Genomic DNA, 2633 nt, shown 5'->3' with positions numbered 1-2633 from the left:
GCGGTAACTGGGAGACTTCCGATGGCGGAAGACATGTCATGCCCACCCCCGAACAGATGCAAATCATGATCGATCATTGGGCCGCACTGGTGCCGACGCCCGGCTTCGACTACACCTATAAATGGGGAACGCAGAACGGCGACACCGCGCTTGAAAGCTCCTCCGAACTGCAGGCCGTTTTCCGGGAGCACAACCTCGCTACCACCGGAACCACCCCGCCTCCCGTCGACACAAGCGACACCTTATATGGCACCAGTGGCGACGATGTATTCCACGGAGCCGGCGGCCACACGATGATCGGCTATGGCGGCAATGATACCTATTATGTCGACGATGTCCGCGATAAGGAGATTGAGGCTGCGGGCGGCGGTACCGATAAAGCATTCGCCTCCGTAAGTCATGCGCTTGCGGCCGGATCGGAGATCGAACTTCTCGCCACCAACAGCCCGTCCGGCACCACGGCGATCAACCTGACCGGCAATGCGTTCGCCCAGACTATCCAGGGCAATGCCGGCGCCAATGTCATCAACGGCGGGGGTGGGGCCGATACCATGACCGGCTATGGCGGCAACGACACGTACTATGTAGACAATGCCGGCGACAGGGTGTTCGAGGCGGTGGGCGGTGGTATCGACAAGGTGCTCGCCTCAGCAAGCTTTGCGCTTGTGCACTCGGCAGCCTCGCAGGTCGAACTTCTTGCTACCACGAATCCCTCCGGCACGGCAGCAATCAATCTCGTTGGCAACGAGTTCGCCCAGACGATCCAAGGCAATGCCGGTGCTAATTACATCAACGGTATGGGTGGCGCCGACACGCTGACAGGCTATGGCGGCAATGACACTTACGTCGTCGACAATGCTGGCGACAGGGTGATTGAAGCGGCCGGCGGCGGCGGCGACAGGGTATTTTCCACGGTGAGCTATGCTCTTTCGGCCGGCTCCCAAGTTGAGCTTCTTGCCACCACAAATCCTTCCGGCACGGGAGCAATCAATCTCACTGGCAACGAGTTTAACCAAGCCATCCAGGGCAACGCCGGCGCGAACATCATCAACGGCGCACGAGGTGCCGACATCTTGACCGGTAACGGAGGCAATGATGCCTTCGTGTTCAACAGCGCTCTTGGAACCGGTAATATCGACAGGATCACCGACTTCAACAAGCTCCAGGACAAGATCCAGCTCGACGACGCGGTTTTTGCCGGGCTTAAGCTGGGAGGCCTTTCATCCGATGCTTTCTTTGCGGGTGCGGCCGCACATGATAGCTCCGATCATATCATCTACAACAACTCAACCGGAGCACTCTCTTTCGACAGCGACGGGATCGGTGGCGCAGCTCAAATACAGTTCGCCACGCTCTCTCCAGGTCTGTCGCTTGCAGCAGGTTCGTTTCTTGTGATCTGAACGACCCGGAACGGCGGACCTTCTGCTCGAGCCGGTCCGCCGCTCCGTCTTTGTTCAAGCACCGGATTTTTCCAAAGCGGGTGCCCAACCTTCGTCACCAGCGGGTTCGCTAGCAGGGTATCATTGAAGGGTGGCTTGAATCTGCCCGCCACCGAGTTTACTCGGCGCGGTTCGCGGCCGCTTCCGTGTCTTAAACGGACTTAGTGCATCTCAGTGAAAGAGAAGCTCATCGCACCGTGCATGACGACGAAGCAAAACGGCTTCGCGAGTAATCCGGTGTGCACTTTCTCGTCTCTTTACTCTTATTCGATTCTTGTCGGCAACGCACGGTCAGATCCCATCTGAGCCCGGTATCGAGTATCAGATCCCTGGGCCGCTATCAGATCCGCTGCGCAATAGCGGCCATGGCTTCACAAACCGCCCCTTCGCAGATCACGATCGATAAATCGGGACTGCCAATTACTTGAGCGCGAGAGCAGGAACCAGGCACCGCGAACCCGGCAGTCATTCCGCAGTTGTCGCTCGCTTGTAAACGTGGGCCGAACCGCTTTGATGTCGCTTAAGTCTTCCTCATGGGCGAGTGCGGCAGGCGCTCCAACTGGGAACCGCCCCTATTCTCACCTTGAGCGGCTTCCTACATTGACTTGATCTCGATCACGGAGATCTGCCGCCCGCTGAGCGCGCAGATGCCTACGAATTGTCCACAACTAATTGCTTGCGGCAGTGAGACCGCGGAGCGGCTTGGCTCTTGTGGCTAACGTCTGTCTGATTTTCATCTCGTAAGGTAAATTGATAAATCAAAAACAAACAAGAATGTAATTTGCCGTAATTTAAACGTCCTAAGTTGCGAAGCTACAGCTATTTCAAAATAAAGTCGCGATTCCGCCGGGATTGTGACCTAAGAAAAGCGATAAGTTTCTTGTGTACAACCCGTTTTTATGAAAATAAGCCACAATGCATGCAGCATTCCTACAAACGCTCAATGATTTTATCAACGGGTGTCTTTATGTGATTTGGCGCTAATATACACCCTCTAGTAGGTAGGCCTCGGGCGCTATCGAACGAGAAAAAGGATTACTGGATGGCAACTCTGCACTACACCTCGGGTGGTTCCGCCACCGAAATCGCAAACGCTGGCTTCAATCTGGCCGACGTTCAATATGTTAGCCAGGTCAACGCATTGCCGGATGGCATGAAGGGCCTGGTGTATCTGAATGAGCACGAGGGCGTAAC

General features: G+C 55.8%; 1 protein-coding gene. It reads left to right on the top strand.

The annotated features are described in order from the left end of the window. The coding region (locus NKH98_RS32810; protein ID WP_352904303.1) for a calcium-binding protein at positions 1-1400 on the top strand (1400 nt) is incomplete at its 5' end. Positions 1401-2633: the final 1233 nt, after the last annotated feature.

The sequence above is a fragment of the Mesorhizobium sp. M0833 genome (genome assembly GCF_040319905.1).
Classification (GTDB): Bacteria; Pseudomonadota; Alphaproteobacteria; order Rhizobiales; family Rhizobiaceae; genus Mesorhizobium.
The sequence above is the reverse complement of the archived record's forward strand: the minus strand, read 5'-3'. Positions and strand labels throughout refer to the sequence as shown.